Origin of the sequence: Pseudomonas putida, assembly GCF_028682635.1 — a bacterium.
Lineage (GTDB): Bacteria > Pseudomonadota > Gammaproteobacteria > Pseudomonadales > Pseudomonadaceae > Aquipseudomonas > Aquipseudomonas putida_AE.
This window is the reverse complement of the sequence record NZ_JANHLK010000001.1, coordinates 414,095-439,938: the sequence shown is the minus strand read 5'-3', so window position 1 is coordinate 439,938 and position 25,844 is coordinate 414,095. Positions and strand designations below refer to the sequence as shown.

At 60.0% G+C, this 25,844-nt stretch carries 26 protein-coding genes; all 26 read right to left on the bottom strand.

Annotated elements, in window-relative coordinates:
* Positions 1–34 precede the first annotated feature (34 nt).
* Positions 35–3,040, bottom strand: coding sequence for a tail fiber domain-containing protein (locus NPS56_RS02070; protein ID WP_274073235.1), 3,006 nt, complete (start codon positions 3,038–3,040; stop codon positions 35–37).
* 12 nt (positions 3,041–3,052) lie between these two features.
* The gene (locus NPS56_RS02065) at positions 3,053–5,590 is read right to left on the bottom strand and encodes a phage tail protein (RefSeq protein WP_274073234.1); all 2,538 of its coding nucleotides are present in this window, start codon (positions 5,588–5,590) and stop codon (positions 3,053–3,055) included.
* The gene (locus NPS56_RS02060; RefSeq protein WP_274073233.1) at positions 5,574–6,032 is read right to left on the bottom strand and encodes a hypothetical protein; all 459 of its coding nucleotides are present in this window, start codon (positions 6,030–6,032) and stop codon (positions 5,574–5,576) included. The genes NPS56_RS02065 and NPS56_RS02060 overlap by 17 nt, the downstream gene beginning before the upstream one ends.
* Positions 6,029–6,889: a DUF2163 domain-containing protein gene (locus NPS56_RS02055; RefSeq protein ID WP_274073232.1), complete on the bottom strand. Its 861-nt coding sequence runs from the start codon at positions 6,887–6,889 to the stop codon at positions 6,029–6,031. The genes NPS56_RS02060 and NPS56_RS02055 overlap by 4 nt, the downstream gene beginning before the upstream one ends.
* Complete coding sequence (locus tag NPS56_RS02050) at positions 6,886–7,536, bottom strand: DUF2460 domain-containing protein (protein ID WP_274073231.1); 651 nt, start codon at positions 7,534–7,536, stop codon at positions 6,886–6,888. Before NPS56_RS02050 ends, NPS56_RS02055 begins: the two co-directional genes overlap by 4 nt.
* Before the next feature lie 10 nt (positions 7,537–7,546).
* Positions 7,547–10,315: a hypothetical protein gene (locus NPS56_RS02045; protein WP_274073230.1), complete on the bottom strand. Its 2,769-nt coding sequence runs from the start codon at positions 10,313–10,315 to the stop codon at positions 7,547–7,549.
* A gap of 84 nt (positions 10,316–10,399) precedes the next feature.
* Positions 10,400–10,591, bottom strand: a complete 192-nt coding sequence (locus NPS56_RS02040; protein WP_274073229.1) for a hypothetical protein — start codon at positions 10,589–10,591, stop codon at positions 10,400–10,402.
* A gap of 65 nt (positions 10,592–10,656) precedes the next feature.
* Positions 10,657–11,007: a hypothetical protein gene (locus NPS56_RS02035; RefSeq protein WP_274073228.1), complete on the bottom strand. Its 351-nt coding sequence runs from the start codon at positions 11,005–11,007 to the stop codon at positions 10,657–10,659.
* On the bottom strand, positions 11,004–11,759 hold the full coding sequence (locus tag NPS56_RS02030; protein WP_274073227.1) for a hypothetical protein: 756 nt from the start codon (positions 11,757–11,759) through the stop codon (positions 11,004–11,006). The genes NPS56_RS02035 and NPS56_RS02030 overlap by 4 nt, the downstream gene beginning before the upstream one ends.
* A 12-nt stretch (positions 11,760–11,771) precedes the next feature.
* On the bottom strand, positions 11,772–12,224 hold the full coding sequence (locus NPS56_RS02025) for a hypothetical protein (RefSeq protein ID WP_274073226.1): 453 nt from the start codon (positions 12,222–12,224) through the stop codon (positions 11,772–11,774).
* Positions 12,225–12,228: 4 nt separating this feature from the next.
* Positions 12,229–12,516: a hypothetical protein gene (locus tag NPS56_RS02020; protein WP_274073225.1), complete on the bottom strand. Its 288-nt coding sequence runs from the start codon at positions 12,514–12,516 to the stop codon at positions 12,229–12,231.
* Complete coding sequence (locus NPS56_RS02015) at positions 12,509–12,697, bottom strand: hypothetical protein (RefSeq protein ID WP_274073224.1); 189 nt, start codon at positions 12,695–12,697, stop codon at positions 12,509–12,511. The genes NPS56_RS02020 and NPS56_RS02015 overlap by 8 nt, the downstream gene beginning before the upstream one ends.
* The gene (locus NPS56_RS02010; RefSeq protein ID WP_218495644.1) at positions 12,687–12,929 is read right to left on the bottom strand and encodes a hypothetical protein; all 243 of its coding nucleotides are present in this window, start codon (positions 12,927–12,929) and stop codon (positions 12,687–12,689) included. Before NPS56_RS02010 ends, NPS56_RS02015 begins: the two co-directional genes overlap by 11 nt.
* A 35-nt stretch (positions 12,930–12,964) precedes the next feature.
* Positions 12,965–13,909, bottom strand: coding sequence for a Mu-like prophage major head subunit gpT family protein (locus NPS56_RS02005; protein WP_103393070.1), 945 nt, complete (start codon positions 13,907–13,909; stop codon positions 12,965–12,967).
* Positions 13,910–13,948: 39 nt separating this feature from the next.
* Entirely contained in the window at positions 13,949–14,362 is a 414-nt protein-coding gene (locus NPS56_RS02000) for a cytoplasmic protein (RefSeq protein WP_179054242.1), read from the bottom strand.
* Between the two features lie 41 nt (positions 14,363–14,403).
* Positions 14,404–15,759, bottom strand: coding sequence for a S49 family peptidase (locus NPS56_RS01995; protein ID WP_274073223.1), 1,356 nt, complete (start codon positions 15,757–15,759; stop codon positions 14,404–14,406).
* Between the two features lie 2 nt (positions 15,760–15,761).
* Positions 15,762–17,372 (bottom strand): phage portal protein, encoded by a 1,611-nt coding sequence (locus NPS56_RS01990; RefSeq protein ID WP_274073222.1) that lies wholly within the window; start codon positions 17,370–17,372, stop codon positions 15,762–15,764.
* Positions 17,369–17,590, bottom strand: a complete 222-nt coding sequence (locus NPS56_RS01985; RefSeq protein ID WP_274073221.1) for a DUF6148 family protein — start codon at positions 17,588–17,590, stop codon at positions 17,369–17,371. Before NPS56_RS01985 ends, NPS56_RS01990 begins: the two co-directional genes overlap by 4 nt.
* 2 nt (positions 17,591–17,592) lie before the next feature.
* Positions 17,593–19,668, bottom strand: a complete 2,076-nt coding sequence (locus NPS56_RS01980) for a phage terminase large subunit family protein (protein WP_274073220.1) — start codon at positions 19,666–19,668, stop codon at positions 17,593–17,595.
* Entirely contained in the window at positions 19,631–20,128 is a 498-nt protein-coding gene (locus tag NPS56_RS01975) for a hypothetical protein (protein WP_274073219.1), read from the bottom strand. The genes NPS56_RS01980 and NPS56_RS01975 overlap by 38 nt, the downstream gene beginning before the upstream one ends.
* Before the next feature lie 189 nt (positions 20,129–20,317).
* Complete coding sequence (locus NPS56_RS01970; protein WP_274073218.1) at positions 20,318–21,049, bottom strand: hypothetical protein; 732 nt, start codon at positions 21,047–21,049, stop codon at positions 20,318–20,320.
* Between the two features lie 5 nt (positions 21,050–21,054).
* Positions 21,055–21,393 (bottom strand): phage holin family protein, encoded by a 339-nt coding sequence (locus NPS56_RS01965; RefSeq protein ID WP_274073217.1) that lies wholly within the window; start codon positions 21,391–21,393, stop codon positions 21,055–21,057.
* 190 nt (positions 21,394–21,583) lie between these two features.
* Complete coding sequence (locus tag NPS56_RS01960; protein WP_274073216.1) at positions 21,584–22,066, bottom strand: hypothetical protein; 483 nt, start codon at positions 22,064–22,066, stop codon at positions 21,584–21,586.
* A gap of 328 nt (positions 22,067–22,394) precedes the next feature.
* Positions 22,395–25,091, bottom strand: a complete 2,697-nt coding sequence (locus NPS56_RS01955; RefSeq protein ID WP_274073215.1) for a bifunctional DNA primase/polymerase — start codon at positions 25,089–25,091, stop codon at positions 22,395–22,397.
* Entirely contained in the window at positions 25,088–25,294 is a 207-nt protein-coding gene (locus tag NPS56_RS01950; RefSeq protein WP_274073214.1) for a TraR/DksA C4-type zinc finger protein, read from the bottom strand. The genes NPS56_RS01955 and NPS56_RS01950 overlap by 4 nt, the downstream gene beginning before the upstream one ends.
* Positions 25,287–25,775, bottom strand: coding sequence for a phage regulatory CII family protein (locus NPS56_RS01945; RefSeq protein WP_274073286.1), 489 nt, complete (start codon positions 25,773–25,775; stop codon positions 25,287–25,289). The genes NPS56_RS01950 and NPS56_RS01945 overlap by 8 nt, the downstream gene beginning before the upstream one ends.
* Between the last annotated feature and the right edge of the window lie 69 nt (positions 25,776–25,844).

Genomic DNA, 25,844 nt, shown 5'->3' with positions numbered 1-25,844 from the left:
GGCATATATTCAAATAGGTATAGCTGTCGACTGTTCAGCCTTGAGCTGACTGCTCCAGTACACGAAGGCGATCTTCCAACTTCTTTTGCCTCCATGCTGTTGCCGCCAGAATCAGGTACTGCAGCTGGTGGTCACGGAATCCATAACGCCGACCTGCTGCTATTTCCTGCACCACAGCTTCACGCACGATATTTCCGTGGGTATCAAGCTCAGCCGGCTCCATCTCCTCTGAATGCGCCTCCCACTCATCCAAGCACACGGCGCCAAACCGGAAAGGATCCAGTCCCTCGTCCTCGAAAATTTCGATAGCCCGCTGAACTGTGGTACCAAAGTGGATTCGCGCCACAGCCGGCCCTTTTTTCTCAATTTCCTGTAACCACTGATAAGTTCCAATCTCATCAACTAATCGCAGACCTACGTTGATGTGGGCTTGCGAGAACTCAGTGATGGGGGTTTTCTCCGTAGCGTCCGAAGTGTTAATGCTCCCGGTGCCCGCATATACGACCGAGAAACGGTTGATACTGCGGCCTAGGGAGACTGCGTTATCGGTTGTTGCACGAATGTACTGCCCTCCGTAGTAGATCAGGCCCGCGGCGCTGAGTACGCCCGCGGTAACATTTCCGTTCCTAAAACGAATCACAGCCGAATCGAGCGACGAAATGACCGACTCCCCTGGAGCAGCAGGGCAGTCGAAAGCGTGCAGGTCAATATTTCCACCATCTGCGGCAGTCCCCCGGCTGGACCGCAACTGCATCCCGTACATTCCGGCGTTCCATGACGATTTAATCGACACCCATCGGTCATTGGGCTCCCCAGCGTCCGTGGAGAAAATGTTCAACGTGTTACCGTAGTTCAACTCCATGAACGTCTTATAGGTTCCAAGCGCCTCGTAAAACTTGGCAATGGTGAACGATCCATTTTCCGCGTTGTAAGCGATGTCTGTTCCTGAGTAATACTCTTTCATCGTCCCAGTGCTAGGGTCTGTCACGGCCGCCTGTAACTTCAGTTCCCCTTCATCTCCGGCCACCAGTTTGATGCGCATGATGCGCTTGTCACGACGCAGATAGGATCCTGCTATGTACGGGGTCGAAGGGTTGTAACCACCCGAGGCTCCCCGCTTCGTAATTACCCAATTGGCACGAGTTGTTGGCGGGATGCCTGCCGTGGCGTTGGTGCTAATGCTGGCCCAGTTAAAGCCTTCGAAAGAAACAATGTCCTGGGGTGCCTTCCATGCATCCACCGAGAGTTGCAGCAGCTCATCGTTGCGCAGGCAAATGCCTTCCGGTTCAAAGCTGACAGGAATGCCCTTGGCCGTCAGGCCCATCAATTGTTCTTCTGAATACAGCGCTGCCGGACCGACATAGGGAATGGTCCTGCGCAGGCATCCGCTCAAGTCATATACCTGAATGGTACGGGCTGCACGTGGTGCTCCTGCACCCCACACGGTATACAGATGCATTCCATCTGATGTCATACCTTGCAGTGTGCTGCCGAACTCGCCCGGTGCTCGCTCAAAGGGGACAGGTCCCGAAAGCGGCGCCACACTCCGTGCATCGGTACCTGCCGCCTCCACTGCCGCACGGTCGTAGAGGAAGAAAAATCGACCGGTTCCAACGTTGGAGGTGGCTACGAGAATGACAAACTTTCCGTCGTTGGTGACACAAACGCTGGCTCGTTGCGGCCAGAACAGCCGGGAGCCATCACCCGGTTCGCCGAAGACTTCGAAGCGTTGTACGTCAGATTGTGCCGTGGCGCCCCCGCGCCATTTGATTTTTGAATAGCCCTTACCGCCCAGTGACGCGCCGCCACCCACCGCCCCGTCGTTGCTCACGGTGGTGAAGAGGTAAATCTCGCCATTCTCGAGTAGCGCCGAGAGATCCGCGCCATGCCCAAGAGCCAGCGGCTCGGTGAATGCAACCACCGTCATGTCCGCACCGTCGCCGATCCAACGCCACTCGCTGATACGGACCAGCTCGTCTGTGCCCCACGATGCACCACTCACCCGCTGGGTAATGAACAGCTTCTCTATCCCGTCATGCAACATCCATGCAATCCCTTGCGTGGCGTTGCCTGCGCCGAGGTACAACTCCTGATCAGGTGGCGAAGTGTTGAAACCAAAAAGCGGCGTACCCCCAACTCGCTGGACCATTGCGCCATCAAGTAGCGGCGGCTCCAACTGGATCAGTTGACCGTTCGCCAGGACCACGCCGGGGCCATGGTAGGTATGGATACTCACCTGGGATGAATTGACCAGGTAAACACCTGGCGGAACATAGGCTCCCTTCCCTGCTTTGAGGAATGCCTGAGTGCAGTCAACACCCCCGCCCTCAATCGCCCCGAAATCTTTAACCGATACGACGTCGCGCATCTTGTCCTGCATGTTGCGCGGAGCCGCTCCGGCCCCCGCTTGGAGGAACCCTACCTTGGTGGAACCTTCAGGGCGGGCAAGCTCCTGGCGCAAGGCAGCATCGCCCACCGATACGAACTTTGCCGACTCATTGGCCCAGACACCGGTTGTGATGTAGGGGAGCACCAGCGTAGCGCCCGCTCGATAAAGCTCGCCGTCCTTGGCAAAAATCTGATTCAGCTCGGTGATCAGTAAGCCAGGGCCATAATCACCGATCATCTGGTAACCACTGGATAAGAGGAACTGCCGAAAGCGCTGTTCTTTATCAATTTGCGAGGCAACAAACTCATCTTCCATTTCTGCCAGCGAGTCACCAATCTCACCCAGCGCAGCATCGATTTCCGACTGAACCCACTCGACCGCCGTGGCCGCATCCCATGTAGAGATGTCGACTATCAGAGGCGCCACGTACCCGTAGCGACTGATGCGCATGTCAATGCGAGGGGTCGTGGTATAGAAGAACACCCGGGCATTAGCATCGGCCGACACTGGGTTCCCGAGGGGAACGGTGCAGGGTGAGTCAGCAAATAGAGGAGCCCGGCCCTGAGTGCCTTGGACAAACACGTCCACGGTTGCACCAGGCAGCAGCGCGCCGTCCTCAGCCCTTGCGGCGAAGAATTGAATGGGTTGCATATCGAGTCTCTATCAGGTGGTGAAAGTAATTGCCGGGGAAAAGTTGAGCTGGGAGCGGGTACTGCTCCAGGTGTCGTAAGCCGCCGCGCACAGGTAATACGTATTGCCGGCAACCAGGTCCGTGATCTGTCCTGCAGGCAAAGCGCCCTGATAACCAACCGTTCCGGCGATCGTCGGATCAAAATCGGAGACGAGCGAGTAAACGAACATGTAGCCCGCCGCATCCGCTGCTGGGCTGTGATCGCAGGCCACATTTGCTGTGGTTCCGACTACGGTTGAGTTGGTGCCCGTCACCGCCGCAGGTGCGTTATTGGTCACCACCAGGGTGGCAGCGGGTGCACTGCCCGCAGCGTTGCGTTCGATGACCTCCACTCGATAGCTGCGCACCAGCGCACCATCAACCAGGGCGTCATCACGCTGGTAAGTGAATGTCGTACTCGTGGTACCCACCTCCCGCAATATTGCGTTGGTCGCAGCGTTGCGAACCCTCACCAGGTGGTTATCCACTCGCACACCCGGCGCCCAGGTCACTGTGAAGTAAGGCGTTTCGAATGCACCGACCAGTTGCAGATTCTGCGCAGTCTCAGGTGCAATCCGCGTTGGCGAAAGCAGGACGCTGAACGCCTCCACATCGGCCAGATCCTCAAGCGTCCGCCCGAATACGTTGAATGACCGGAACTTGACCCACACGGTTTGGCCAATCTGGTCAGAGGTGTAGCTGTACTTCCACACCGCATCATCCAGACGCACGAACGGCGCACCTGCCGGATGGCTGGACATGGGCGAACTGAGCCTGCCCCGGCGAAGGTACTGCAGGTTGTAAGCCCCGATGCCCGTCAGGGTGGCATCCCGATAGCTGATCAGTTCACCATCCACCCAGCAAAGCGTTGCGCCGCTGTCGGCTTCGGCCGTGGTCACCGCGGTCAGCTCATCTGGAACGGCCAGCATTACGGACAAGGTGCTCGCCGTGTCTGGATCGGTGCCGGTGGGTAAAGCCGATGTCAGCAGACCCAAGCGGGCACCGCCATAAATCGACTCTGCCATCCAGTAGCTGTCGCCATCAGCGCTGATCCAAATTTCGCACCCGCCCCAACTTTCACCGGCGCCGGTGATCGCGATCCAGATCTGGTTATCGCCACCGAGCAATAGACTCTCTGGCGGGTTGAACATGATGGGCGGCAACACAGGGCCTGGCTCGGCGTTCTGGTTGCTCTTGAATCCTCCCTTGCTCTGCACCGGATAATTGGGGGCACTGCCCACACCCAGCAAGGCATCTTCGGCGACCACCGAAAGCTTGCCCTCATCGTCCTCCTCGACCGAAATCAAGCGAACCAGGCGACGATCCAGATTCAGCCCCGGCTCGGTGACCGTTACTAGATCCATCGGCTCCAGCAGCACATGCTGCCAACCCAGTGAAAATTGATACTCGTTGCGAATGTAGAGTTTGCGTTGCACCAACAGCTGCGCGGCATGGGCGCCGATGGCCACGTCACAAACCTCATACGCCTTGATGGTGTCCATCGGCCGCGAGCCGAACTGCTCGATCGCGGCCTGGTCGACACCTCGCACCACATCGGTGTTGTATTCATGGGCGCGGTCGAGGATCTCCAGCGACACTTCGTTGTAGCTGTCGGCCTGGCTCTTGATCTTGAGCTGGACCGGCGGCTCACCCTCTTCGGCGAGAAAGTCGTCATCGGTCAGATGGGCAACCGGCGCCGTGTCCGGATACCAGGTGACACCGTTACCGGTCACCACCTGGTCGCCAAAAGGCACCACCTTCAACTTGCCGGCCGACCAGTAGATCTCGCTGTTGGTCAGTTGCAGCCAGCGGGCAATGGCCTCACTGGCGGGGGCCTGCTCATCAAGCACCGGACTCAACAGCAGGTTTTCCGCCAAGCAATAATTTCGGTAACTGCTCAGGTCGGCTATCCAGCTCGGATCGAAGCCGATGCCATCCAACGGATCGAGGAGCAGGCCTGGCAGGAACTCACCCGGATTGGCATCGGGCAAGCCCGGCACCTGGTAGGGGCCGTCGACCTCGAATGTGTGATTCTGCACACCGGCACTGTCATTCAGCCGGTACCGCGGCGCATACACATACGCGGTGTCCGAATAAGCGATCGCCTCATCCGGATGCTTGGTTTCAAGCCAGCCCCACACGTCCTGATTCCGCCCGCCCTTTTTGAAGCTGAACCCGACTTGTGACAGCGCGGACTTCGTCACGCCGTCCACCAGCTTTTCGGTGAACACTTCCTTGTCGCGAAAAATCCGGTGCACTGCGCCTAACCGGCCTCGACCAATGGCCAGGATCAACGCGGCGTAGTATTTGTAGGTGGTGTTTTCCTGCGTGGTGCCACCGCCACCCTTCCCGCCCGACTTGGTCTTCTTCGTCTTGGCGACGGACTCAAAATCGGTGTAGTAGATCAGGTTGGGGCTGATGCGATTGCGCCCGGCGATCCAGGCGATCGGCTTGCCACTGGCGCTACTTTGGACCTGCAAGGCGTTGATTCGCGTTGCGCTGTTGGAGATGGTGCTACTGCTGCCCCCCATCATTCACCCCATAGTTATTCAATGTGTAATAGCGCACCGGTCGGCCGGCCAGATGTTCATCACGCATGTCTGCCAACTCGACGCCGATGTCCCGATAGGCATGAATCACCTGGTGATCACCGACCACGATGGCCCCGTGGCTGAAGGTGCGACCGAATTGCCAGATGGCCACATCGCCGGGCTGAGGCGCTTCAACCTCACGACCGAACAACTCAAGCCACCCCAAGTAACGCTCCTCGCCGCGGTGCAGGTGCCAATCCTGGGCATAGGCGCCGGGATCAATCCGCGGCATCAACCTCTCGACCGAAAACACCTCGATGAGCAACCACGCACAGTCCACCCCAACTCCCATCAGGTGCTGACGATGTTGATAGGGTGTGTTGAGCCAGCGCCGAACCTCAGTGAGAACGTGCTCCCGCTGCCGAACTTCCAGAGGGCTCATATCGAGGTCTCCGCCACCGGAATAAACGGCATCCCACGGTAACGTGCCCGGTTGTTGAACTTGGTCGTGCAGGCCTCCAACGTGCGCGGGCACCCTGGATAAATCAAAAACTGATCACCGGCCTGCGGCTGCGCCGGCAACCCCAGTATCAACGTCACGTCGCCGTCGCCGGTATGGCGGCGCACCGTGCGGGCCACTCCGGCATTACCGCCGTTGATAAAGCGGATGACGCCTTGATCAAACCAGCCTTGATCAGCTGAAACATTGCTGTGAATACGCAACGTCGTGCTGCCCACCGCCACTACGCCGGCCGTTTCAAACAGCGCCCGATTAACGCCGCAATCACTGCTGTAGACCCTGCGCAGGCAAGACGGCTGATAGACCCCTTTGGGGACCTTGGTGTCGAGCAGCTCCATCGGCGACTTCACGGCGACCGTGGCTTGCTCCCGATCGGCGGGATCCACCTCGGCAACACGCCCGATAAATCGGGTGACGACGCCCACCACCGGTGACTGCCAGTCGCGCATAAACGCACGGACCAGCTTCAGCGAGGCGCCATCAAAGCCACCACCGGCAATAAACGGCAGTACCGATTCCCCGAGCACCGTGTCCTGCAAACCCGCTGAAAATGTCACGCTCAAGGTGTTGACCTCGATGCCGCGCACCGCTCGAACCCCGGTGCGCTTGATCAACGGGCCGCTGGCTGAGTAATTCTGGCCACCAAAATAGATCTGGATGCCGGCATCCGTGTAACGCAGCACCTGCCCGCTGGCCAGGGTGATGGTGTAGAGGTCGGCCATGACAAAACTGCGCGCCGTGGCCAAAAACGCCTTCAACTCGGGAGAGGCATCGATCATGGTTTGATACTCGTAAAGGACACGTTTTTCATCTCCCAGATCCGGCCAAAGGTCTGCACGCTATCCAACGTGTCAGCGTCGTAAGCACACCGGAAGAAGAAGGCGCCGGTCCAGTGCAGGGGCGCACCACTGGCGGGTGCCTGGGCAAAGCTGATGCGGCCGATGTCGTCACAGGTGTAGGCGGTCACAGGTAATCCGGCGGCCTTCACCGATTCGACGTTAACCACGCCGTAAACTGGTTCCACCCAGTTGCCGATCGCACGCGATAGCTGAAAGGTGCGAGTGACGCCGTCACCCACACCAAACTGATGGTGCGAGACTTGGTGGTCGGTCCGGTCAAAGTATAAAAAGTCCCCGAACTGGCCTTTGCGCTCATTGAAAAAGCTCACCAACCGCGACCACTCATCCAGCCCCGGGCGTTTGCGCACGGCGTTGTAGTTGATCTGAAACGTCCACTCAGGCGCTGGGTAATACGCGGTGGTCCGGCGCCGCCCGCTCACGGACTTCTGAACGCCGGTACTCCAGGTCGGCGCCTTTTTCGCCAGCAGCATCTGTCCGGGCATGTAGGGCAAGACGTCTTCAGCCATCACACCGTGATCCGGCAGGCTGGCAATCCAGCGCGCGGGAAAAAATGGCCCCAACAACATAACTTCCCCCTTAGGCCTTGATGGCGCCGTTGCGTCGCAGCTTCTGCATTTCCTCGGCAAACACTCGCGCATTACGCCGGATGTCTGCCGGAGTGAGGCGACCGCTGTTGTCGTGGTAGTGATAGTTCCCCGATCCGCCACCGAGTTGCCCTTCGCCATTCGCCGCCTGACGGATGACGTTGGCGTACTGTTTGGGCAGCACCATTTCCTGCTCATGGAGCTGAGTCATCGGGTTGGTACCGGCGGGAATGTCATACCCGCCCTCGGCGGACGCCACGTTCTTGACCATGCCGAACACGAACGCACCAGCAGCAACAGCCGCTGCAACGCCCAACGCGGGGCCGATGATGGGAATGGCCGACATCGCGGCAAACGCACCCGCCATGGCCTGCCAGGCGCTGGCCATGATGTTCTTGATACTGGCCGCGCCCCAGATCGCCACGGACATCGCTGCCCCACCCGCCTCCGCCGCTGTACGCATCCCGACACCGGCCACCGTTGCACCGGTTTTGGCGGTTTCGCCGAACAGCCAGGCCATCAAGGGGGCGGTCACCATGTTCTCGATGAACGCGGTACCGATGCTGCCGAAAATCCCGTTGAGCAGGCCCTGGGTGGACATGGTGCCGGTCAAGATGCCATTCAGCCCGCTGGTCCAGCTGGATCGCACGCTACCGACCATCCCGGTCCAGTTGCTCTGGGATTCCATCGTTTGCTGACGGCCAATGACCGCCAGGCTGTTGCGATGGGTTTGCTCGAGCGCGAGGATCTGTTGTTGCACCTGCTGCAAGGCGACCGGATTGCGATCCGGATCCTGCTCGAGCAATTTTTTACGCTGCTCCAGGGCCGCGGCCTCGATGGCATATCGCTGTTGCTCGAACTCGGCCTGCGACTGCAGAAGTTGCCCCTGAGTGATCAGGTTCGCTTGAAGGTCCAGCTGGGCCATCTGCTCAGCGTGCGAGATGTCCGCGAGCCGAGCCTGTTGATCAGCCGCCAGCTGTTGCTGCTTCATGTTGGTGATTTGCTGCTGCTTCTCACGCTCGATCGCCACCACTTCAGAGGCTGCCTGGCGGTACTCCTCGCTGTCCTGTCCGTACAACTGGCGACTGCGATCCAGCACCTGCTGGGCAATCTGCAAGCGGGCGTCCATGTTGTTGCGGTACATCTGCGCTTGCGCCTGCAGATCCGCAAACGCTGAACCTTCGTCTTGCTTGCGCAAACTGGTCAGCGCGCCCAAGTAGTTGCGCTGGACGCTCAACCGCTCGGCCGCACTGAGGTCAGTGCGCTGCAGCACTGCCTGCCAATAATCGACTTCCTTTTGCAGCGAGAACTGCTGAAACGTCCCCTGCTCAGCCTGCTGCTGGGTGTGCGCCACCTTCTGCGCGTCCAGCACTTCAGCCCATTGACTGACCCGCGACTTGGAGGCTCCCCCACCTGCCGGTGTGTCCGGCTTGTCCGCAGGAGGTGGAGTACTCCCGGCCTCCAACTCTTTACGGTGCTCAATGGCCGCCGCGTAAGCCGTTTCCAGCTTCGTCAGACGCATCACCTCTACGCCATAAGCCGTCGGTCGCTGTTTACCTTGTTGTACGGTGTAGAGAGTCGTGTTGCCGGTTTCCGCCATTTGAGCAACCTTGCGCCGTTGCTCTTCGATTCGTGCCGTACGGGTTTTCATACCGGCGTCGACCTGATCGATCTTGTCGGAGGTCAGCTGCATGGCTTCCAGCAACAGTTGCTCTTCCTGCAGCGAGCCTTCCAACTGCGCCCTGCCGCCACCACCCCGGGAACCTTTGTTATCCAGATTCGCCAACATGGCCTCAAGGCGTTTGACGTTGCCGGCGACTTCATCAACGGTGACGCCGGTCCCGGTGAGTCCCTTCAACACGCCGTTGAACCAGCTCGCTGTTTCGGCCAGGCGCTTGTTCAGGCTGATGAAGGCCGGCTCAAGAATCGTACCGAGGGTGACCTTGAGTTCGTTGCTCTTGGTGTCCAGCTCAGCCTGGCTGCCCGTCAACCCTTGAGAGGCTTTGGTGGCGTTGCCGACCTGCGCTTCGGTTTCCTTGAGAATGCCGGTGTACTCAGCCTGAATCTTTTGGGAGTCGCTGAGTTTGTCGCGGGTGGTGCCGATGCTTTTGGCGTATTCCTCCCACATTTTCGCCACGTTTTTTGTGACGCCGGCGTTGTCGACCAACGCGGAGTTTTCGTTTTTGAGGCCCTCGGTTGCGCCCACAATTGCCTCAGACATACCGAGGTTGGCCTGGCGGTTAAAGGCGGCAGCGTCCTTCAGACGGCTGATCACCAGCACCGCTTGATCGACGTTGTAGCCCCGACTCAACAGGTTCTGCAGTGACTTCGCCGCATCACTCACGCTGATCAAGCCATCGGCGGAAAGCTTCTGGGCCTCGTCCATTGCCCGACCAATACCCACACCCGCATGGTTGGCCACCGCCTCAAGGCCGCGATACGCAGACTGCTGCTCAAGCAGCGCCGCCTTGCTGTCGCTGACAAAATCCTTGATCGCTACGGCAGAAAACACGGCAGCCATCGAAGCGCCCAAGGCCAGCAGGTCGCCTTTGATTTTGGCCCCGACAAAGCCGAAGGCATCATTGGCTGCGGCCCCCAATCGACTGATCTGGGTTTGGCTACCCACCATGTCGGTGTTGATGGCCTTCAACTCACGGTTGAACGTACTTCGCGCATCGCGCATGTTGCGCTCGATGCTTTCTACGGCACGGTCAAAACCCTGGGTGCCGGCAGTGAACTGGTACGCGATATTCCTATCCATGCCGGAACCTCACTGAGCAAATAATGAAAAACTCCGCCGAAGCGGAGTTTGGGTGACGGTGAAACAGTTGAGTCGCATGTTGAATCAGGCCGGGGCCACAAACGCATCCAAGGCACCGCGCAAGTGCTCCGGCAGCTCGTTGCGCATGTCCGCGGCGAATGCCGCCATGTTGGTGGCCAGGTCCGGCGCGCCGGTGACCGACTGGCTCGGCTTGTACCCCAGGTAGCCTGCCACCAGCACATGCACAGGTGGATGGTGATTCCAGTAGTCCGTCATGTGGCCCACCATGACCATGTCCCAATCACGCCGCAGCGTGACTGGACTCTGGCCTGTACAGGCGATCAGGTGCGCGTAGAGTTGGCCCCAGTCGAGGGGGCCAGCGCTTCCCCCGTCTCGTTCACGGGCTGCGCCTCCATCCCCGAGGCGCTCATCACCGCGTCGAGCGCCGCACGCATGTTCTGCAGGTCCAGCAGGCTCGCTACTTCAGCCCGCTCCATGCCCGGGTAGTTGCGGCGTAAGGCGGCATGCGTTGCATCAATGACGGTTGCGATGCTGTCCTTGTCCATTCGCCCGGACATGACGTTATTGATGCGATCGAGCAGCTGTTCCAGATCGCCCAGCGCCATAGGCGGTATCACCAGTGTTTTGCCCGGGAACGGGAACTCCACACCCGGTACATTGACGGGCGTCATTCGCTGGCACTCCAGTAAACGACCTCACCGAACTCATCGGCATAACCGGTGAATTCGAAGTCGGGGATGGTGTAGTCATCCTGCTTGGTCGCAATGCCGAGCTTGTTGCTGACAAAGTTCGGAACCCGGACATAAATCGATTTGCCCTTGTACTTCAGATACAGCTCGCCCTGAAACACCGGCATATCGCCCATCGGCAGGTTGCGCACCGACAGACTTTTGCCCGTGGCCACCGAGTAGCGATAGTCGATAAACACCGGGGTATTGGCGTCCGCCACCGCAAAGGCGTACTCGCCTGTCGCGGCGTCATAGGTGTATTGGCCTGCCACTGGTGCAGTCAGCACGCGCTCAAAGGCCACCGCGCCACCACCGCGAACACCCAGGTCACCGGACAACAAACCACCTGCCGGCGGATCGACAATGATTTTGCCCCCGACGGGGATAGGCGTCGGTGTGGTCGCGTGATGAACCAACACTTGGCCCGGCTGCAGCTGCTGGCCAAACACCAGGGCATTCCATTGCGACAGGCTGATCTGAGCCGCCTTGGCCTTGCCCGACAGCTTGCCCTGACCACGCGCTGCATCGACCGCGAACTGTTCGCCGCCGAACAACTCTTTCGAGTCGAAGGACAGGTCAATCGACGCTTCTTGCATGATGCCCAGCAGGATGGGGGTTGGTGCCGCCAACGCGTTGCCATAGGCGTCCATCAGCGGGGTGGCATAAAACAGCCCGCTACCGAATGCAATTTGCATGAGAGGTATTCCTCAATAAATAGTGGGTCCCGACGACAGGTCGCCGGTGTTGCACAGATAGGTGAAGCGGTAGCGCACCATGCAGTTGCCCGCGGTGTTGTCGCCGTCGTCCTCGATCCAGTCGATGTAGAAACGTTGAATCCGGTCAGCCTCGGGAAAGGCGTCCTCCTCCAGCAGGACCGCGTGCACGGCAACCTTGACCAGATCCGCGACCTGGTCCCAGGCCTCGCCCGTGGTGGTGTCCTCGCGAGCGAGGATTTCCACCGACAGCTCAAACTGGTTGCGGTCCACCGACTGGCTTTCGCGTTCGGTGGTCTCCAGGTTCGGACGAATCACAATGGCGGGCGACATGTCCCGGGTGATCGCTTCCGTACGACTGCGAAACACCCGGTCACCGGCCAACGTACCGGCGCCAAGAATCAGCACCTTCGCCCGATCGACGATGCGCTCTTGAATGGAAGGCATTGGGTTAGACCTTGGTGAGTGAAGCGAGACTGAAGGCCCCGTCATCGATCATCAGCCGGTCGCGCACCCTGTAGGACACGCCACCCACGCTGATCAACTTGCCGTTGACGATGCCCAGGCGCTCAGCCTCGGCGGTGATGATCAGGATTTCGTAGTAGGTCGACTGACTGTTGATGCCGGCCATGGCACGGATCTCATCCGGCATGTCCCGCACCGCCAGGAAGGGCTGGCCGTCGACCAGGCCTCCCACATTGAAATCCTCGAGGAAGGCCGAAAGGTCCTCCTCAATCATCGCCTTCAGCCTTGGCCGTACCGGCTTTTTTGGTCGACTCGACCGGGAAAGTTTCGCTCAGTTGATTACGGAAACGCGCCGCAACGTCGACCGGCAACTCGATCGTCCCACCGACTTCGACCAACTCGTCGTTGGGCTTGCGGAAAGAGCCGCTGAGCACCCGGTAGGATTTATTCGCCATTGCCGCCCCCTGCATCCTTTTCGACCTTGGTGACCTTCTGAGCCAGCGCCTTGTCCGGCTCACCCGGGATCACAATCACTTCCCCCTTCTTGAACTGGACCGGGCTGATGATCTCGTAGCGGCCTTTCTTGAGTTCCTGCAGGCAGTGCGCACGCGCACCGGCCTGAGCAGCCGTCAGGATCAGCTCGCCACCGAACAGGGTGATGTTTTGATCGACTGTGTATTTCGGCATTGTGATGTCCTCGAATGAGGTGCAAGCCCGAAGGCTTACACCAGTTGGTTCAGGACGGCGTACTGCCAGCGCCCGAAACCGACGTTGCGCCAGGTGTCGACGCCGTACTGGTGCGCGTCGTTGTCGAACTCGTACTCCGAGCCCTCGGCCTTGGCCTTCATCACCACGTCGGTTTCCTGCTGACGGATGAACGACTTCAGGCGCCCATCGGTGCGGAAGGTCACGAACTTGTCGGTCCAGGCGTTCAGGCGGACGTTACCAATCACCCGCACGTTGACGTTGTCCGGCATGACGATCTCGCTGATGTTGGTACCGCGCGGTACGGTCAGCGCCGACTGGGCCACGCTCAGCAAACCGAAAGGCACCATCACCAGGAACTCGCGGGCCAGTTCGTTGATTGGCTCGCCCTGATCGTCCTTGAGGCTGGTCAGCTGGGTCACCGACTTGGCCACGGCCTGCTGGAACTCTTCAGGGCTTGGGCGCGAGGGCGTGCCGTGCAGCGTGGCCGCCAGCTCGCTGATGTCGGTGGTGATCTTGTTCGACTGCGGGCCGCTGTTGCCCTCTTCGTGGTCGGTGTCGAAGAAGTACTGGCCGTCGTAGCAGATCTGGCTTTCGCCATTCAGCACCAGGGCCGACAGCAGGCGAGCCCAGTGCGAGTTGGTGCGATCGGCCAGCTCACCGAGACGAATGCGCAGCTGCCCGGTTTTGTCGCGGCGCAGCTCCTTGACCAGGACCTCGATCGTCGCTTCGTAGTGCAGGTTTTCAATTTCGAGGTCAGCGCTCACAAAGCCCTTGGCGTGGCGACCGCCGATCCACTCGCGCAGCGTAGGCACCGCGCCGATCCACGGATAAGTTTCCTTGGCCTGGTCGGAGTCAAAGAGGTTGGAGATCAGATCGATCCAGGTCGCCCCGGCGTTTTGTTCGAGCAGCTCGTAAAACGTGCCGATGACGGCACGGCTGGAAAGTACTTCAGCACCCATGGGTGTTTCTCCTGATGAAAGAGTTAGTAAACCGGCGTGTTACGCGACCGGGACGGCCTGCGCGGCGAACTTGACGATGCCTGCGCCGCCGCTGACAAAGCGGTGCACATGGCCGATCCGGCTGTTACCCGCAGCGGTGAGGACAAAGGTGCCGCTGTCACTGGCGTACACGGCTTTGCCGATGTCGGTGATGGCCAGGGCAGCGACAGGCAGTTGCACCTTGCCCGCTTCGCGCAGGCGCACGCGCGCCGCGCCCGCAGCCCCTGTGCGGTTGTCTACGCCGCGGTCAGCGAAGCCGACGAACAGGTCACCAGCAGCCAGCGGACGCGCCAGGCCATTCGCCGAGTTGATGCCGACGGCCGAGCCTTCGAAGATCTGCACGCCGGAAGCGACAGCCAGATCATTGATGTCGCCCGTCTCGTATGCGCGGGGAGTGTCGAGAGTAAGAGGCATGAGGATCTCCAAAGCCTAAAGGGTGGTGGGTGTGGTCCGGGTTACTTCTTCAGGACTTTGATCAGGCCCTTGTCTTCGGCTTTGCGGTACGCGTGGTACGCACCAAAATCGCCGAACTCAGCCCGCAGTTCCTTGTTACCGTCCCAGGTCGCCTTGGCCCGCTCCTCGAGCGGCGCCTCGGGATCTTCCTGATCAGCCGCGGCCGCCGGCGTGTCCGGTGCGGCTGCGGCAGGGACTGGCTTGGTCGCCGTGCTGCGGATATCCGCCAAGGCGACAGTGCGCTTGGACCTTTCCGCGCTGATCACCTGGCTGGCTGCTTCTGCACCCGAGGTCTTGCCGTCGAACTTCAGGGATGCGATCAACGCCTCATGCCCGGGAAGGCCGGCAGCCTCGACCGCCTGAATACGTTCACACTCAGCTTTCGCACCGGCGGCATGAGCGTCATGCTCCAGCGTCGCCAGCAGCTCGGCGTGGTTGGCCGCGAGGTAAGCGCGGTCGATGGTTGGTTTATCGGCAGCGGGCGTACTTGGCTGGGTTGCAGTGGTAGTACTCATAGAACGATCTCCAGAGTTGCTGCCGTTGAGTTCGGCAATCAAAGATTCAAGGGTGGATTCACGGTCGGCCATGCCCAGGGCCACAGCGTCTGAGCCGATGCGCATGTCGCCCTGGCCGAAGTCGGAAAGGACGGTATCGACGTCGACAGCGCGATAGTTCGCGACGTCCTCGACGAAGATGGTGGTCAAACGATCGACATGGTTCTGGGCCAGGGCACGGCCCTGCTCGGTCGCAAAGTCGGGACGTTTGTTTGGACTCTGGCTGCTGACGATCTCGACGCTGCCGTCATCCTTGTTCGTGCGCACCGAAAGCACGGTGCCGATCGAGCCAACCGCGCCGGTGCGGCTCATGACGATTTCGTGGGCCGCGGCCGCCATCCAGTAACCCGCACTGGCGGCGTTGCCCGACACGTAGGCGACCACCCGTTTCGGGGATGCCCGAATCATCTGGGCGAACTCGGCGATGCCGCTGGCCTGGCCGCCGGGCGTGTCCATCACCAGGATGATGCTGTCAGTGCGCGGGTCATCGACCGCCGCGGTGAACTCTTTCGCCAACACGTCGAGCGAAGTCGCGCCGGACATGGCGGTGAACAGGTTCGCGTACCGAAACACCGGGCCGGTGACCGGGACAAGCGCCACACTGCCGCGCTGGGTCACGTTGCGAGTGTTCTGCAGCGGCCGCCCCTGCCGGGCCTCTACGGCTTCGGGGCCTTCGTTTTCACGACGGGCGATCGCCGCGATGGTGTGCAGCATGTCCGGGGTGATCGCCCAGGGCTCGCGCGACATCAGGTCGAACACCGTCACCCGATGCGCCGGGGGAGCGTCGGTTGGTTTATCGGTCATGGTCAGGTCCGTTCGGGTAGGTCGGGGTTTTGCGGCAACTGGTCTTCAGGTTGAGAGGCCGGTGTGGCAGACAGGCCGTCTTCCATTCGACGTTTCACTTCCAGCGCGCGTTGTTCGTGGTTTTCTTCCCAGTCGCTGCCGTCGTAGAGCATCGATTCCTTGGCCAGCGTGCTGACGCCGAGATCGACACGGCCCTTGGCCGCGTTGATGTCCTTGAGCGGATCCACGGTGCCCGGACCATCGCCCACCCAAATCGAACCGCAGTAGGCATACCGCAGCAACGGATGGTCGAAAAAGCCCGGAGCATCGACGTCGCCCTGGGCAACAGCCTCTTCCAGCCAGTGCTCGTACACCGGCTGACAGAAGTCGTTGCCCAGAAAATCACGACAGCCGCGGATGAACTGCCAAGCTTCCATCACGGCCGCGCGCGCGGCGGTGTAGCTGGCGGTGAAGTGCTTGATCAGCACCTCATAGGGCAGCTCCAACGCCATGCCGATCTGGCGCAACATCGCCAATACAAACGGATCGAATGCCAAGTTGGGTCGCCCCGGCGCCGCAGTTTCGATCGATGCGCCGTCGTCCAGCTCCGCGACAATGCCGCCGCTGAGCGAACCGTCCCAGCCGCCAGAGTCGCGACCCGCAGGACGATCACCGCCCACCGGCGTGTTGCCGGTCGCGGCAGAGGCCAGCGGACTGAGACTGCCACCGGTACCGGGCTTGATGAACACCGCAAAGAACGCGGACACCACGGCGGCTTCCAGTTCCGCATCTGTGTAACGGTCGAGCTGTTTGAGCTTCTCGATTACCGGTGCCAGATACGGCACACCGCGAGGCTGGCCCACGCGACGACGCCGATACAGATGCAGTAGCGCCCGACCACCCCGTTCATTGAAGAAGGGTCGTTCATCCCACTTCCGCTCTCTCACACCCAGCGCACCTGGGTGACTGCGTAGAATGTGAGCCTTGATCGGCTCCCCGTCGGCATCACGCTCAATGCCGGCGGTGAGCGTTTCGGTATCCGCCCTGTTGTCCGGGTTACACACCCGATCGCCTTCGATCAGCTGGATGCAGGCCGAGTAGTGCTGACCCGGGCGTTCTTTGTGGGTCAACAACGGAAAGACATCACCGCTGCTCAGCACCGAACGCCAGGCCAGATCCTGCAAGCCGTAAAAGTTCTGTTCGCGAGTGATGTCGCAGGCCGTGGTTTCCGCCCACGACTTAAACAACGACTCGGTGTTGCGCTGCCAATCACGTGCGCTGTCCTCATCCCAGCCGAGGATCTGACGATTGACCACCGACTTCAGCGCCAACCCGGTACCGACCGTTTTGGTGACCACGGTGTTGATCGCGCCGCCGCCGATGGGGTTGTTGCGCTCCAGGTCGCGGCAACGTTCCCGAAGAGTTGGCAGATCCGGCAGCAGATCCGAGGCTGCGCTACCAGCCCCCGGATTCCAGGCACTGAGCGAGCGTTTGTTCTTTGAGGCGCCGCTGTATCCGCCCAGCGCCGTCATCGTCATCCGCGCATGCATGCGTTTTGCACCCTGCACGGGGTTCAACCAATTGATGGCCTTATCCAACAACGTCGGTTGGGAGGCCTTGGACGCGCGGCTCATAACGGTGTAATCCCGCGCAAGACAATGCCGCGAGGACGACCGCTGGCAAGTTGATCGACCTGGCGCTGCCAGTAGTCGATCATCTTGGTGATCTCCGCCGCGTCGGCGTAGTTCAGCTGACGAGTACCGATGCGGTAACTCTGTTTCTGGCTGACTTTCATGCTCGCATCAAGCCAGGCTTGAAGCTGGCTCTGCGCCTGTTCCAGGGTAATGGCCATCGTTAATTCCTGCGTTGGGAGAGCACGCGCATGACACTGCGGCGCCCAGAAACAACTCTCCCGCCAGAAGGCGGGAGCTCGTTGGGTTCAGCGGGTGGTTTCGGTACCGGGTTTTCCGGCGCCGGTGCGGGATCTGAATCCGGCTCGATGTCGGGTTCCAGAGGCGGCGAATCAAACAAGCCGCCTTGCCGGATCTGCGCATCCAGTGCAGCCCAATCGTGTTCAGTGAGCAGGTGCGTTTTCAGCGAGCGGGCCGCATGCAGCGCGTAGGTTTCACAGTCCGTGGCTTCATTTCGCTCACCCGCCTTCTTCTGCCAGACCTTGCGGTAGTTGTGCCGCCGGCTGGGGGCCTTCACCTCGGCGGTGATCTGCCGGAAGTAGTCGGGGCGCACTGTCTTGTAGAAGTGCATCCGACCCGGACCGTCCCCCGTCAACGGCAGCCGGCCTTCGATCCAAAGATCCTTGGCCCGCGACGTACCGACGATGTAAGGACGTAGGCCGTACTTCGAGGCCTTTTGCTCCTTGTCGGTGTCCACACCCTGCCGAGGCGCACTGAAGATTTCTTTGCGCTCATCGTCCCGGCTGTTGCCCCGCTCGCTGGCACCCTTGATCGCCATCACCCCGCGTTGTTGATGCTTACGGCAAAACGCATAGGCCGCGTCCTGGGTGACGGTGCCGTCCGAGGTATCCAGCGAGACGGCCAGCACTTTCAGCTTGGCGCCGCAGGCATGAGTGATTGACGAAAACAGCAGTTTTTCCAGGTCCAGCCAAACGCCCTGCCCTGGCAGCACCACTTCGCCGTAAATCTCACCCCAGTAGAGCAACCATGACTCCTCGCCACGGCCCCAGGCGCGAAGAACGACCGCCAGGCGATCGTGCTGCACGTCGACGCCCGCGGTGATCACCAACCCACCCATTGGCACGAACATTTCCGGGTAATCCTCAGCCCGCTCCGCCAGCTTGTCGGCTTCGGGTAAATCCGATTTGTACTCGTAGGCGCGCCCCTGTTTCTGGTTGACGAACTTGATCAACATCGACAGATCGCCCTTGGCTGCACGGTGCTCGGCGTTGAGCTGCTCGCGCACAATATCCGCCAGGCTGGTGCTGGGAAGGCATGCATATAGTTCGTTCAGCTCGATGAACCCAGCGCGCCCGGCAAAGGGTTTGGTCGCCACCCAACCGCAGAATGGGTCACCTGCTTCGACGGCGTTGAACACCGTGTTGCGGATGTTCTCTTTGCGCTGGTAGTCATCCCAGATTTCCCCACAGTGCGGGCAGCCGTAACCTGCGGTCTCGGGATCCGCACGACCATAGATTTCGTGCGGCTCTACCCCTTCATCCATATCCAGGTACGAGATGTGGGCAAAGTCCAGCACATGGGCCTGGCCGCAGGTGTGGCAGATGATCGGCAGCACTCGGCAATCGGTCTGCGCCAGACGTGCCTCGGTCTTGCTTGCCCCCTTAATCGCCGGGGTTCCGCCGACCAGCATTTTCGAACCCGGATAACGTTTACCCCTCTCTTCCAGCAGGGCGATCGCATCGCCCTGCCCCTTTACGTCGTCGCTGGTATCGTCGGGCTCCTCAACCACGGACAGCCCCACGGATGACGTCGACTTCACGTTGCCGGGAGAGTTCGAGGCCACCAACTTGAGGAAGCCGCCGGGGAAGCTCTTATGGTCCCAGCGATTGCCAGAGGTCCGGCTGGTATCGACCGGCATCAACCGATTGACCTCGCTGTTCGCCATAACGCCGCTCTTGAGCTTCTCGTCGTGAAAGTTTTTTCCGTCCTTTTCCTTGGCAAACAGGATCATGATCGGGCGAGGCAGGAACTGGACAAACTTGAAAAGGTAACCGATCAGGAACCAGGTCCAGCCGATCTGTGCCGCCTTCATCAGGTCCACTTCGCTGACACGGGGATCATCCAACGCCGCCGCAACGCCGAGGAAGTACGGCGTGTAGTGGAAGTCGTAAAGGCCGTGCAGCACGCCGCTTTCAGCGGGCAAGTAAAACTCTGTGCTCAGGTATTCCGCCGTGGGCACATCACGCGGCGGGTTGAATTTCCCCGCTGCTGCCAACAAGCTCCGCGCCAAGTTTTCGCGCGTAGCCTGCAATTCGCTCGGTTGTAGGTCCAGCAACTTTGGCCACCACAGATCGATCAACCGTGATTTTCTGCACGTTCTCGATCTCCTGAATTAATCGTTCAACGCCGCCCAGGTATTCCCTATTGGCAAAGGCCGACCAGTCGGACAGCGCACGCTCCGCCTCCATGGTGGGGATCAGCGACCGCAATTTTTCGTGATAGACCAGACGGCCGTTCGCTGCTTTTTGTTGCAAGTCATCAATCCGAGCGGCGTTGAGTTGCTCAAGTTGATGTCCTCCACGACCAGCTGCTTTGGCGCGCATGTCGCGAATGTAGATGATCCGGATCTCGTCCAGGCTGGCTGACTGCCAATCAGCGAGACCCAAGCGGGTGAATACTTCGCGAACATTTCGATCGCTCATATCCAGGTGTTCGGCAATTTCAAGCTGGGTCGGCATGCTCTCGTCCTGTTGCTGACTAGGAAGCGGAACCCCCTATGTCGGGTTGAATCTGCAAAAAGATCGGGGTTCGAATTACCCCAATTTCGTCATCGCCCGGAAGGACCCATTGAAAAAGGGGGTAAGGCCTGCGTGGCCGGCCGAAATGCACCAAAATCGACCGAAACCGGGCGAAATCGAGGCCGGCCGTCACCCCCGGCCCATCTCGCGGGCCAATGCCCGGCGAAACAGCGGTTCGAACTCGGCAGCGGCGACGCGATTGGCCACGCCGTAGAAGTCGAAGCGACGACGATAGGTCGGGCGCTTGACGAAGATCAGGATGGGGCGAGCACCGAGGCCGACGCGTTGCCAGATACCCAGCGGGCCCGTGCCATTGCCTGGGCGACCAGCGAAGTAGTCAGGAGCGTTGCGATTGCGCCGCTTGCTGCGCGCCGTGCGGTTGGCCATGAAACCTGATACACGTTCGGCAGCGCCGAGGGCGGACAGTATCTGCATGATCTGGCCGCGACTGATGTTGCCACTGCCATCCATTCGAGCGCGCCGGCCTGGTACCGCGTACATGTCCGCAGGCATCAGGCCGTAGTGAATCAGCGCCTTTTCGAATCGCTTGTGTGGACGACTGCCTCCGTCCATATGCACCGGCAGGTACTTCGCGGCGGCGACACCCGAGCTGGCTTCATCCTTCACCCACACGCGAGCAAACAGCCGGGTGGGGCTGGCTCCGCGCTTGTAGATCGAGTTCAAAGTCCAGCGGGTTGGCCGATCAAACACCCGGGCTATCTCGGCCGTCTCGGCTAATTGCACACGCTCAGCGGTGAAGGTCAATGCCTTGGCCGCTGCCATGGGCACATTGTTACGGGCCAGCCCGCGAATATCTCGCAAGATCTTGTCGATGTTGTCACGCATCTCAAGTCGCATCATGGCCCTTACTCGCGACCAGCTGCTGGCGACTCGTTGACGCCGAGGCGTTTGGCGGCCCAGCGTTCGTACAGGCCGATGGCAACATCTGCGCCGGCCATTGCAGTCAGGCAACCCAAGCTGCCTGCTGTCCAGATCGTCATGCCCGCGCCGATCATTAGCATCATTGCCGACACGCCGCAGACAATGCAGGCACCGGAGCGAAGTGCTAGGCGCCGCAGTAGCGCCCAGCCGCGCGCCCCATCCTTATCGGCTCGCCACATCTCTCCGGATACACCTCCAACCAGGGCCAGAACGATCACTAACCAGATCGGCATTTCTGCCAGCGCTTGCTGCTCATTTGTCATGTCGTGCCTCAAGTGAAGGAGTTTGCCAAGCACAAAAAAGAAAACCCCGCCGGGGGGCAGGGTTTCGATGTCATGACGTTAGCCAGGACGGAGTGCACAGCACGTGCTCGGGTCAGCGCCAAGGCGCAAATTTCATATCGTGGTGACTTTTTACCCCCTAAGTACGGAACCGAAAAGGGGTCATTTTCGGTTATCCGACTTGCCGCAACTTTGACGCAACTTTGAGGAGACTTTGAGGCAAAACGCCCCGACCGGCGGTAAGCCACTTACGGGCGTCAGCACGCTCAGCCAGCACTTCCAGCAGCCGCTCATGCAGACGGTGCACCTGGTCGTAGTAAGTCTGTTTCGCTCTTGACTCCATCCCGAGCAGATGCAACTGCATCAGCCAGGTAGGCGCCGGATCATCACCGTAACGCAAGCTCGCCAACTGCATCAGCCGATCACCCTGCTCACCCTGACGCCCGATCTCCGATAGGGCAGCGGCGATCTCCTGCGCAACTGCATCAGGCCCCGCTCCAGCGCCGAGGATAACTCGGGATCCAGGCGTGCCGCGTGGTGCGCAGCCACCCCACTCCATGATCGTTGCCATCGGACTGCCCATGCCGCCGCTTTCGCCATTGAGCCGAAGTTGCTCGCCCCAGTGCTTTAGCAGTACTTCCATTGACTGGATCATCTCCCTACTCCCCCGAAAACCGAACCCGACACAAAAAACACCGAACCCGGCACAAACCCAACACAAATAAAACCCTTTAAAATCAATAGCCTTAATCGTGTTGTGTTTGGTGTGTTGGGTTTGTTGGGTATTTCCGTCCTCGCATGAAGAAAATAATCAGCCAACAGAAATAGAACATCTAACGTCACGCATGCGCGCACGCGTAGCGAAACCCAACACACCCGACACAAAGCCCGCAAACAACGGAAAAAGAAGGCTCCAATCTGTGTGGGGTATGTGAAATCAACCCAACACACACCCGACACACCCAACACACTTTTAAATGTAGTCATGCGGCAGCCGCCTTGATGTGGTCCCAGCTGTCCACATGCCAGCCCGCCAGCTTCGCCTTTGCTCGCCAGTTTTCGACCTGCTTGCCCAGCTCGGCCGCCTTCAGTGATGGGGGCGGGGAAGCGGCCTGATCGACGGGAAAGAAGAACGCGCCAAAACGCCGGTTGCTGCCATCGGTCCAGGGAATCGCCCGCGTCTTATCGACCTCGGAACTGATGAACAGCGAGAACTTCGTCTGACTCATCACGTGCTCTTTATTACGCTGGCACCATTCGAGGAACAGCGAATAGAGGTCGGTCGACAGACACGGCCCCCAAAGCCCCTGGCCCAACTCGCTGTACTTCCACAGGTGCAAGAACGTCTGCCATCCGGCCCGACTCAAGGCCACCAGACGCTCACGGGCATCCGTCGACGGTGGTCGTGTCCGCTGGTTGAAGTCGCCCAGGTCGACCGACAACAACCAGCCGTACAGCGCCGCGACTCCACCCTGTTCCAGCTCTCGTCCGATCGCCTTTTGCCGCTCGACCGGCAAGGTTTCCATTGGCCACATCACCAGCATCCGCCGGTCACTGTCACTGATCGGCCACGGCAAAATTTCGTTGCTCAGGAATACCGCGTTCATATGGTTGGCCTCCTCCCAACCGTTGATGAACTTCGATTCCATTCGCACCGTTTTACCGGTGATCAGGTGCTTGATCTTGCCCACTTGGTTGTACCGCTGGTCACGGCTCACAACCTCCTCAAACACCGACCACAACTTGCGGCTTTGCCAGGCGTTGAAGTTGCTCTCCAACTGTGTCTGGCCGACCGTGGCCGCGTACTGGCCATACAGCATGCCCAGTGCATCGGCGAACAGCAGGCTTTTGCCCGAGCCTTCCATGATCGAGTGCATCAGTACCGCGGTGTCCATCTTGGCGCCCAAGTGTTGCAACGGGTACGCCAACCAGCGCACCAGCCATTGGGCCGCCGCTTCATCGTGGTTGCACAAAAACGAAATCAGCCAACGCAGATTGGCGCAGGCTTCATCATCCCTGACAGGTTCCAGCGGCAGGCCATCAAAGGTATTGATGTACACCGCAGGGTCCTTGCTCATGGTCGGATCAAACACGATGTGTTCGACATCCACGGTGCGCCGCTCACTGCTGTTGAGCCATAGCGGATAGGTGTCACCCAGCGCCATCTTCACGGCGCCTTCGGCAATACGCCGCTTCTTTTCCCGATCCCAGACATCCTTGGTGCCATCGATGTACACATACCGATCAGTCGGTGGCATACCGAGCGCGCCGCCCTTCTTACCCGCCATACGTCGCGCTTGTTCGATGTCGCGGACGTGATCATCTGCAATCAACCGTTTGCCCATGTCGTCCAGCCATGCCTTGGCGAGCGGCTTGCCCACACGCGCTTCAAATGCGGCCTTCTTCATCACCCGTGACTGGTCGCAGTCCCACACTTGCGTGGTGCCCTCGACCAGCGCAAAACGACGAAGTAAATGGTCTAGCGTCAGTGCCTCCCCCGCCCCCCCGTCAGGAGCCGGAGCAGCCTCGCCGATGGCGTCGTTCGCACAGCTCGGCTCGCTCACATCACCGGAAGGGGTCGGGGGAAGATCCTGCGGATCAGACCGCGATGAACGCTGCATACCCAACATACGTGCAGCGTCCTTCACCGCTTTCGACTGATCGCCGCCGTGCTCGAGCAAACAGAACACCTCGAAGGCGTCGTTCTGATGCCCATTCGCGAGCGGATCGGCACCGTGGTGCGAATAGACCTTGCCGTCTGCGATTGTCACACCTGGTAGGCCGGTCCTGCTCTGCGGGTAAAGCCACTTGCTACCCCGCTTGATATAGCCATGAGTGCGCAGCAGCTCTTGCACATCATGGCCGCGATTGAACTCATCGATCACTGAGGGCTGCTTGCCCTTCACCGGCGCCGGCCGAGTGATCGGCTTGCCCGGCGCGAGAGCCGGTTTCGGCGCCCACGGACACGCGGCCTCGGCGTCACGCTTGAAGGCGTCCCAGTTGTTCCAGATCGCCAGCAGTTCGGGAGTAAGCTCTGGCAACCCATCAGCAGCACTTGGTGGCGTGCGCCAGGTGTACGGTTTCCCTGTACCTGGGTGAATAGAAGGTGGCAACACGTCCTGCACCAAGCCACCGCGCAGTTCAAACACTGTGATGCGCTGGTACTCCTCAGCCTCGGCACGCGCCTCAGCTTCGCCAGCGACATCACCCGCGTCCTTGGTTGCTTTGATCTTGGCAGTCAGCGCCTTGTGGATCGAACCGTCGGGATCCTTCTCGTTGGGCCACGCCAATGAGTGGCGGGTCAGCTCAACGCCCTCTGGAACTCGAAACATGATGCGGAATCGCGCCGGGTTGCCGACCACAGTCGGGAACACCAGCGCCATAGCATCCAGATCGATTTCCAACTGGTCATGAAGAACATGCCGAGTCCACTGCACATCATCGACGTCCAGAGAGCAGATTCGACTAGGGCCAAGCACCACCCCGAGGTTGTGCTCAGGCTTCTTTTTCCAGAGCTCAACAGCCTTCGCCGCGTCCGTGATGTATCCGCCGGGCTTGTTCCAACCTCTTCCCTTCGGCCCCTTCTCACCTGGCTCGATTGGAACCAGAGCCAACCCGAAGGTATCTATGTAGCGTCTTGCCCACTCCGCAGTGGGCATTCCATTGCCCAGATCACTCATCTGCGCCGCTCCCGCAACTCCTGGCAGCTGACACAGGTTTCGCAACCTGAAATGGTTTGCTGACGAAGCAACGGGATGGGCTCATCGCAATCATCACAGAACTGCGCACTAACTCGATTCGTCGGCACCTGCCGACTCCGATGGATAGCCATGTCGAGCAGGTATTGCGCTTGGTCGTTGGCACGATCGATATCATCAGCCATGGAGACGGTCCTCCATTGCCAGACGGGCACCGGCCATGATGCCCAGCACGGCGCGGATCACGTCTGCACCATGCTTTTCAAGCAACTGGACTTCGGACAGCTCCCAGACGTTGTCGGCTGCGCCTTCATGCATGCTGGAAACGAACAGACCGGTTTCATGCAGCACCTTGCTGACCGCGAGCAATGCATCTTTTGTCGGTGCCGCTGCTACGGGCTTGTACCAGACCATCCCGGCAGGCCGCACGAGCGCATCCAACAGCAGAGGGTTCGCCGTCAACCGGATCAGTTCCTCTAGCTCATCAGGATCCAGCCAACGCTGCTCAAAGTCGTGTTTGACCTTCTTTTGTAGACCGTCGTAATCCATGACCATGTCGAGCGCCAAGGCAGTCACACCACCTTTATAATCATGGGCTGCCCGGTAGATTGCCTTGCGAAGGGAAAGAACCGGCGCAGAGGCCGGTGGTTGATTGATGCGACTCATAACCGTAAATACCCCGTTTACGGTGTAGCCATAGGCCAGGGCAAACCCTATCCTACGACCACGACCGAT

Excerpts from the sequence above, each read along its gene's own strand:
- NPS56_RS01985 (WP_274073221.1), bottom strand. The coding sequence starts at position 17,590 with ATGGCCATTACCCTGGAACAGGCGCAGAGCCAGCTTCAAGCCTGGCTT.
- NPS56_RS02065 (WP_274073234.1), bottom strand. The coding sequence starts at position 5,590 with ATGGGGGGCAGCAGTAGCACCATCTCCAACAGCGCAACGCGAATCAAC.
- NPS56_RS02015 (WP_274073224.1), bottom strand. The coding sequence starts at position 12,697 with ATGGCGAATAAATCCTACCGGGTGCTCAGCGGCTCTTTCCGCAAGCCC.
- NPS56_RS02010 (WP_218495644.1), bottom strand. The coding sequence starts at position 12,929 with ATGCCGAAATACACAGTCGATCAAAACATCACCCTGTTCGGTGGCGAG.
- NPS56_RS01975 (WP_274073219.1), bottom strand. The coding sequence starts at position 20,128 with ATGCCGACCCAGCTTGAAATTGCCGAACACCTGGATATGAGCGATCGA.
- NPS56_RS01955 (WP_274073215.1), bottom strand. The coding sequence starts at position 25,091 with ATGAGTGATCTGGGCAATGGAATGCCCACTGCGGAGTGGGCAAGACGC.
- NPS56_RS02035 (WP_274073228.1), bottom strand. The coding sequence starts at position 11,007 with ATGACGCCCGTCAATGTACCGGGTGTGGAGTTCCCGTTCCCGGGCAAA.
- NPS56_RS02020 (WP_274073225.1), bottom strand. The coding sequence starts at position 12,516 with ATGATTGAGGAGGACCTTTCGGCCTTCCTCGAGGATTTCAATGTGGGA.
- NPS56_RS02005 (WP_103393070.1), bottom strand. The coding sequence starts at position 13,909 with ATGGGTGCTGAAGTACTTTCCAGCCGTGCCGTCATCGGCACGTTTTAC.
- NPS56_RS01995 (WP_274073223.1), bottom strand. The coding sequence starts at position 15,759 with ATGACCGATAAACCAACCGACGCTCCCCCGGCGCATCGGGTGACGGTG.
- NPS56_RS01990 (WP_274073222.1), bottom strand. The coding sequence starts at position 17,372 with ATGAGCCGCGCGTCCAAGGCCTCCCAACCGACGTTGTTGGATAAGGCC.
- NPS56_RS01970 (WP_274073218.1), bottom strand. The coding sequence starts at position 21,049 with ATGATGCGACTTGAGATGCGTGACAACATCGACAAGATCTTGCGAGAT.
- NPS56_RS01945 (WP_274073286.1), bottom strand. The coding sequence starts at position 25,775 with ATGAGTCGCATCAATCAACCACCGGCCTCTGCGCCGGTTCTTTCCCTT.
- NPS56_RS02070 (WP_274073235.1), bottom strand. The coding sequence starts at position 3,040 with ATGCAACCCATTCAATTCTTCGCCGCAAGGGCTGAGGACGGCGCGCTG.
- NPS56_RS02055 (WP_274073232.1), bottom strand. The coding sequence starts at position 6,889 with ATGATCGATGCCTCTCCCGAGTTGAAGGCGTTTTTGGCCACGGCGCGC.
- NPS56_RS02060 (WP_274073233.1), bottom strand. The coding sequence starts at position 6,032 with ATGAGCCCTCTGGAAGTTCGGCAGCGGGAGCACGTTCTCACTGAGGTT.
- NPS56_RS02045 (WP_274073230.1), bottom strand. The coding sequence starts at position 10,315 with ATGGATAGGAATATCGCGTACCAGTTCACTGCCGGCACCCAGGGTTTT.
- NPS56_RS02040 (WP_274073229.1), bottom strand. The coding sequence starts at position 10,591 with ATGACGGACTACTGGAATCACCATCCACCTGTGCATGTGCTGGTGGCA.
- NPS56_RS02000 (WP_179054242.1), bottom strand. The coding sequence starts at position 14,362 with ATGCCTCTTACTCTCGACACTCCCCGCGCATACGAGACGGGCGACATC.
- NPS56_RS02050 (WP_274073231.1), bottom strand. The coding sequence starts at position 7,536 with ATGTTGTTGGGGCCATTTTTTCCCGCGCGCTGGATTGCCAGCCTGCCG.
- NPS56_RS01960 (WP_274073216.1), bottom strand. The coding sequence starts at position 22,066 with ATGATCCAGTCAATGGAAGTACTGCTAAAGCACTGGGGCGAGCAACTT.
- NPS56_RS01950 (WP_274073214.1), bottom strand. The coding sequence starts at position 25,294 with ATGGCTGATGATATCGATCGTGCCAACGACCAAGCGCAATACCTGCTC.
- NPS56_RS02030 (WP_274073227.1), bottom strand. The coding sequence starts at position 11,759 with ATGCAAATTGCATTCGGTAGCGGGCTGTTTTATGCCACCCCGCTGATG.
- NPS56_RS02025 (WP_274073226.1), bottom strand. The coding sequence starts at position 12,224 with ATGCCTTCCATTCAAGAGCGCATCGTCGATCGGGCGAAGGTGCTGATT.
- NPS56_RS01965 (WP_274073217.1), bottom strand. The coding sequence starts at position 21,393 with ATGACAAATGAGCAGCAAGCGCTGGCAGAAATGCCGATCTGGTTAGTG.